Raw genomic sequence first — 5,019 nt, 5'->3', positions numbered from 1 at the left:
GGCGACGAGCTCATACTGGATGGCAAATCTAGGACGCTGCTGCTTGTGATACCAGTTGTGGCAGAGGAAGCCTAGGGGAAGCAGGGCTGGCAACGGCACGATCCATTTCCAGTGTTTAATACGTGCTGATTGATTCATCGACAAAATTTGCATCCAAAGTAGATAGCCAAAAACACAATCAGCAGCGAGCCTCCTAATGGGACCGACGCAAAATCTCGCTTGACACCTTCTTCCATCAATTGATGGACACTTGTTGCGCAATAGAGCCCATCTCCATTCCAAACGGTAATGAGCTGGTTTTTATCTATCCATCTCGCAGGCAACGGGCTGTCAAGCACTTGGATTTTGTTGTCTCGCTGGCCGAAGAGTACAATAAAGTGCATGTGTCCATTCGGCTTGCGAATTGCCGCAATCAGCGGCAATTTTCCCACCGCCAGTCGCGTCGTATCGTGACTTACGAATTGAGTTACTAGACCACATTTCTGCGCCGCATCGGCAACTTGCTGGTAAGTGTGTTCGCCATTGAGTTGTTCGTCAAATGCTAGACGCAAATCCGGCATCGGAATGTTCCGCTCCTGGAGCAACGAGACGCAGATGGCCAGCGAAGATGGCCCACACGCAACATCTTGTCGGGATAACTCCCCAGATCCCTCAGATTTCGATGCACCAAAGCAAATCGTTGCGAATAAAACCCAATGTGTGCAGTAATAGCGATACATACCTTGGACCTTAATACGGGTTCGAGCATCCAAAAGTCGCACTTTGGCAGCCTGACGCATCTTTAGACGTAGCGTGACATCCCCAGGATTCAGGGTATGGGTAACTGGGTTCCGAGTTGCACGACGCGTATGGACAGTTCCAAATTGTATCTCCACAAGTCGTTCCCACACCTTGCCCGGAACAAGTCTCGCCTAACCATGACATGCAGTCAGAATCATGAATTCCGGTTTCACCACTTGTGGGAATAGCATTGGAGCAGAAGTCATGGGCATGCACTGGATCATTTCCGAGTGGGCAATTGCATGGTCCAGTCCACCACTCAGGGTATGCGCCCGTGCAGATTTCATCGCGGGCCGACGCGCGAACTTGTTTTCTTCCGTCGGGAACGCCAGCCGAACCCAATGCGAACACTACGGCCAAGGTCAAGCAAGCTAATGATTTATGACATGTCTAAAAACCTTATAGTAAATGGGTAACGAAAACTAACGGCGGGCAAGCCAGACGCCTAGAACAAGGCAGATGCTTGCCAAACCAAGCAACATGTATTGGATCTGAAGTCCACGCGGAACAATCGCGCGAATCGGTCCATCTTTCATCTCAATTTGATCGGCCATTGCAGCGACCTGGCTAGGGGGTAGGTCACGGCGACGGTATTTGCGTGCGGGGGTTGAATCATGAATGTATGTTTTTTGACCTGTTTCAGGTGGTATAAACAAGCCACTGTCGTGCTGTTCATTGATGCCGATAGCAACGATTTCCCACTCAATGACTTGGTCTCGTGGTGTAGCGTTGCCAGCGAAATATTTTCCGTTATTAGGAAATAGAGTTCCGTTCTCAAGCGATTGATATTCTTCTACGCTAAACTTCGAGCCTATCGCTTCGTGATGAATCGTTTGAACTAGATACTGCTGTTGTCGATCAACTAGCGTTACCTCCGGATTTGCCGTCGATAGCGTTTTGATTTGGATGAGCGTCGTGTTTGGCTGATTGGTCGCAACATATTGTCCAGCCTCAATCGCATCATCAAACCAGCGTCCTGACTGCCATAATCGCATTAATGGCATCGGGTTTCCCGTTATTGCTGAACCAGAACGCATGGGTTTCACCGATAGACTTTTTAAGTATTGCGATCCATCTTCCTCCACACCAAAGTTCGCTTGGTAGATTTCGTTAGTTCGAAAGTTAGCCCCTTCGACCATATGATTACCGACATCCTTTCCGTTGCGATACGGACTAAGCCGACTGTAAACCGATCCATCGTCCTTCCAGATCCAACGGCCCACAAAGTAGCATCCCTCCACCTCCACTTCGCTCCAGTCGGGGTGCTCGGCCTTGACTTCGTTTGGATTCCTATATACGTAATCAATCCGCAGGGATGAGATCGTTTCCCGCCATTTCCTCAAACCTTGAATCACCTCTTGCGTCAGGCTTTCATCTTCGGCATGCAATTCAGAAGCGCTAAGCGATATAAATATTGTTAGCACAGCAAGGCGACCGAACAGACTGTGAATGCTCATGAGCTCTGGCCTCGCGGGCTGCCTGATTTTGGGGGGGGCGGTTGGCGTCATTATGTTGCCTCCTCAGAGAGCAAGCAACGGTTTGTATTGCATTTTGTGGGAAACCGCACGTGCATTGCGAAACTCCTGGCGTGCTCTTCATTTTCTGTTCCAGAGGTTATGAAGGTCAGGTGGCCGATGACGGCCAACGGAGACTTTCCACGACCAAGAAGGGAAAACGACGTGGCCCCGAGCAGATCGTGCGGGCTCTTCAGGAAGGCGATGCGAGGAGGCAGATGGGGACATCCACGAAATGAAGGCTAGCGATTTCGGTTCTGCTCCCAAGTTTCGCTGTCACTGCTTACCAGCACCAAGCTTGTCATCCTGCCCCAATCATCCTCGCAACAACCCCTGTCCTGTGGATCGAATCGAGAGGATTGAAACTCGCCGAGCGGCTTACACGTTCATTTTTGCTTGCCCCTCCAAAAAAACGATCCCGCAGGGATTTGAGCCATTAGCCGTAGGTAAGCGCAGCGCCACCTACGGTCTCTAAACGCATCGCCTCGCTGACCGCGAAGCCGGTCACAGAATCTGTCAGCACCGCGAGGGGCAACGGTACCGCTAGAGGGTATCCAAGCGATCGAAGCTGCAATTCTCAAACCATCCCGGCCTGTAGTTGACCGAATTCTTGGCTCGCCAATAACGCAAATCGGCGCGAACCAAAACTTCGGTACCACAACCTGGCATGTTTTGCGGACATTCTCGGCATCCCTCAACTCCGCGACTTCGTGCCTCCGTGAGAGCAGAAAAAATCGGTTCGGCCGTCCCCGAAATCGCTCTATTAGTCGCCACTGCTGCGCGTTGATTGTTGGAGCCAAACCAGGGCATCGATCGAATTGGATATGAAGTTTGTGGATCCATCAGCCATTCCAACGTTAACGCCTCCATGATGAAGACTACGCGCTGTGTAGAGTCCATCTCCACCACCAAAGGAGAGACCGGTGCAACAGTCCGGTATGAAGGAGTTGGGAGTTGCAACGTGGTTATACCACGTGTGATTATAGCCTCCGAACAGCCATGTTGTGCCACCAAACGAATCGTGAGAGAGCGGTGTCGAGGTTGCGAACTGCCTGCAGGTCCGAGCGGCCTCGTCGCGGTTTGTGAAGCCTGGTGAGAATACAAAATTATCCCGGAATGCTTGATACACCGTTCGGTTCCGATCACCGATCACCTTCTCGCTATACATGATGGTGTTGCTAAGTCCGTCGCTAAAGCTAGAGGGTGACAAGGCTCTGCCATTTTCGAAAGCCCCAATTCCATTGTGTGTTGTGGGTGGTGAGCCTCGGAAAACGCCAATATCAGGGCCGAGGTTCGCCCGATAGTTATTTCCACCGACAGGTCCCGAATCGGAGGGGCATAAGAACATTGGCATGGATGTTTTGATGAGAATTCGATTCGATTCGACCGTAGATATTGGCTGACGATCAGTCCACGACAACGAGGGGTCGAAAATTGCAACCTTTTCAAATGCTGCCTGATCTAACGACGCGAGCAGTTGACTGTGTGGCGATATAGCAGGGAATCGTTTAGCGCTGCCGTTGACGAACACACCGAAATTTTTCGACGTGTAGGGGAACGTGTTGTAAGTGCTAAGATGTATATTCGTGGCAATGGAAAGTTCAGATAACCGAAGTGCGCATTGTATGCGCCGCGCTTTGGCTCTCGTGTGCTGAGCGGCCGGTAATGCGACCGCTAAGGCGATTGCTGCAACCCCTATCACGACAAGCAGCTCGATAATAGAAAACGCATTTCTAAACTTACACCGACACATCAATCGCCTAGTCACACGCGAAGCAAAGTGGAATGTGAACTTTTGATCCGTCCTCGCTTCGCAACTCCAGTTCAGTCATTTTAGTATCGATAGTCGATTTGCGAAGTGAAACTAAGAAAGTGTTTTTAACAGCACCTGGGGTTACTGCAATTAGCTCTTGGTCATAGCGAAAGACGGTCAGTGAAGACCTTCCAAGCCGATCCAGCACAAGAATTTTTGTGTTTTCTCCAGTGCGAACGACTGGGCTCGAAGGATGGTTTGTAAACCTGGGCAACCGCTTCACTCGAATTAGTTGAGGTTTATGAAGCGGCGCACCTGACCTGTCTCGAAGTACATACACGCCTGCATGTGCGGAATCTATTTCCTGGCCTGCACTCGCCTCGAAAAGGTAGGTGCGATGGGTTAATGCGGGATCGCGATTCGGCCGTTCGTGAACCGTTGGCTCAGTGAAATTCACGAGTGAAGGAGGGGTAGTTTCAAGCTTAGCAATCCACGTATCACTATCGGCCCTTTCAATAGTCTCGACGGTGATCCGGCGACCTAGCGAATCGCCATCGATAAACGAGATGTTCAGTTCTCGCTGTTGATGCAAAAATGATGGCGTTAGAACCGGAACACGCAATGCAACTTGAATGAACACGAGGGGTTGCCGTTGACTTTCGATCAATATGGGTATTTTTCGCTGAATCGCCCCCGCAGACGGAGCCCGCAACGAGAACTCAAGCAAGTCAGATTCATTGGGGAAAATGTCCTCAGGCTGCTTTAGAATTTGACATGTGCAGCCTAGGTCAGTCGCGATCCCGCGAAGCGGTTCTCGGCCCACGTTGGTCAATTTGTATCGAAGCTTGACACGAGCATCGCGTCCTGCTTCGATATAGCCATCGATTGCATTCGGGGCGACGAGCTCATACTGGATGGCAAATCTAGGACGCTGCTGCTTGTGATACCAGTTGTGGCAGAGGAAGCCTAGGG

The 5,019-nt window shown here is 50.8% G+C and carries 4 protein-coding genes; all 4 read right to left on the bottom strand.

Annotation, left to right across the window (positions count from 1 at the left end; all coding sequences use genetic code 11):
• Nucleotides 1–134 precede the first annotated feature (134 nt).
• A complete protein-coding gene (locus ACN0YD_RS15250) occupies nt 135–719 on the bottom strand; it encodes a cysteine peptidase family C39 domain-containing protein (RefSeq protein ID WP_197452989.1) in 585 nt (194 codons plus the stop codon).
• A 483-nt stretch (nt 720–1,202) separates the two neighbouring features.
• Complete coding sequence (locus ACN0YD_RS15245) at nt 1,203–2,237, bottom strand: hypothetical protein (RefSeq protein ID WP_145118010.1); 1,035 nt, start codon at nt 2,235–2,237, stop codon at nt 1,203–1,205.
• A gap of 820 nt (nt 2,238–3,057) precedes the next feature.
• Nucleotides 3,058–4,047 (bottom strand): DUF1559 domain-containing protein, encoded by a 990-nt coding sequence (locus tag ACN0YD_RS15240; protein WP_145118004.1) that lies wholly within the window; start codon nt 4,045–4,047, stop codon nt 3,058–3,060.
• Between the two features lie 7 nt (nt 4,048–4,054).
• On the bottom strand, nt 4,055–5,019 hold a 965-nt coding region (locus ACN0YD_RS15235), incomplete at its 5' end, for a hypothetical protein (RefSeq protein ID WP_417321277.1).

The organism is Emcibacter sp. (genome assembly GCF_048269205.1).
Taxonomy (GTDB): Bacteria; Pseudomonadota; Alphaproteobacteria; order Sphingomonadales; family Emcibacteraceae; genus Emcibacter.
The sequence above is the reverse complement of the archived record's forward strand: the minus strand, read 5'-3'. Positions and strand labels throughout refer to the sequence as shown.

Coding starts and splice junctions, on each gene's coding strand:
- ACN0YD_RS15250 (WP_197452989.1), bottom strand. CDS start 719: ATGTATCGCTATTACTGCACACATTGGGTTTTATTCGCAACGATTTGC.
- ACN0YD_RS15245 (WP_145118010.1), bottom strand. CDS start 2,237: ATGAGCATTCACAGTCTGTTCGGTCGCCTTGCTGTGCTAACAATATTT.
- ACN0YD_RS15240 (WP_145118004.1), bottom strand. CDS start 4,047: ATGTGTCGGTGTAAGTTTAGAAATGCGTTTTCTATTATCGAGCTGCTT.